Annotated in this window: 8 tRNA genes and 1 rRNA gene; all 9 read right to left on the bottom strand. The window is 49.1% G+C overall.

The annotated features are described in order from the left end of the window. Position 1: 1 nt before the first annotated feature. Positions 2 to 89, bottom strand: a tRNA-Leu gene (locus tag KNO85_RS14815). Between the two features lie 9 nt (positions 90 to 98). Beyond that, a tRNA-Gly gene (locus KNO85_RS14810) sits at positions 99 to 173 on the bottom strand. Positions 174 to 188: 15 nt separating this feature from the next. Further along, positions 189 to 269: transfer RNA gene (locus KNO85_RS14805), tRNA-Leu, on the bottom strand. A gap of 38 nt (positions 270 to 307) precedes the next feature. After that, a tRNA-Lys gene (locus KNO85_RS14800) sits at positions 308 to 383 on the bottom strand. Positions 384 to 396: 13 nt separating this feature from the next. Beyond that, positions 397 to 472, bottom strand: a tRNA-His gene (locus KNO85_RS14795). A gap of 10 nt (positions 473 to 482) precedes the next feature. Further along, positions 483 to 558: transfer RNA gene (locus KNO85_RS14790), tRNA-Thr, on the bottom strand. Between the two features lie 8 nt (positions 559 to 566). Continuing rightward, a tRNA-Phe gene (locus KNO85_RS14785) sits at positions 567 to 642 on the bottom strand. A 19-nt stretch (positions 643 to 661) separates the two neighbouring features. Beyond that, positions 662 to 737: transfer RNA gene (locus KNO85_RS14780), tRNA-Asp, on the bottom strand. Positions 738 to 812: 75 nt separating this feature from the next. Continuing rightward, positions 813 to 901, bottom strand: a 5S ribosomal RNA gene (rrf, locus tag KNO85_RS14775); the annotation flags it as partial.

Here is a 901-nt window from a genome sequence, read left to right as displayed (position 1 = left end):
ATGGTGCGGTCGAGAGGACTTGAACCTCCACGGTGTTAACCACCACTAGGCCCTCAACCTAGCGCGTCTACCGATTCCGCCACGACCGCGTATTAAGATGGAGCGGAAGACGGGATTCGAACCCGCGACCCCGACCTTGGCAAGGTCGTATTCTACCACTGAACTACTTCCGCATAAGTATTTAGAGATGCGGGTGAAGGGACTCGAACCCCCACGTCAAAGACACTAGATCCTAAGTCTAGCGCGTCTACCAATTCCGCCACACCCGCATGTGAAATTACGTATTTAATAAAATATTAATGAGAAATGGTGAGCCATGCAGGGCTCGAACCTGCGACCCTCTGATTAAAAGTCAGATGCTCTACCAACTGAGCTAATGGCTCATTAAAATTTTAATGGGGCGGCTGAAGGGAATTGAACCCTCGAATGCCGGAATCACAATCCGGTGCGTTAACCACTTCGCCACAACCGCCATGAAAAAATGGTGCCGGCGAAAGGATTCGAACCCTCGACCCTCTGATTACAAGTCAGATGCTCTACCAACTGAGCTACACCGGCGCGTTATATGGTGGCTTTGGACGGAATCGAACCGCCGACACAAGGATTTTCAGTCCTTTGCTCTACCAACTGAGCTACAAAGCCATAAGTATTAAATTAAAAATGGCGGTCCCGACGGGATTCGAACCCGCGATCTTCTGCGTGACAGGCAGACATGTTAACCCCTACACCACGGGACCGTTTTAAGTCATATCGACTTTACCTATTTTAAAGGTCATTTTATGTAAAGTCAATAACTTTTTTAAAAAAATAAAGCCTGGCAACGTCCTATCCTCACAGGGGGAGATCCCCCAACTACTTTCGGCGCTGAGACGCTTAACTTCCGTGTTCGGCATGGGAACGG

The organism is Exiguobacterium sp. s124, from assembly GCF_018617485.1.
GTDB classification, from domain to species: Bacteria; Bacillota; Bacilli; order Exiguobacteriales; family Exiguobacteriaceae; genus Exiguobacterium; species Exiguobacterium aestuarii.
The sequence above is the reverse complement of the archived record's forward strand: the minus strand, read 5'-3'. Positions and strand labels throughout refer to the sequence as shown.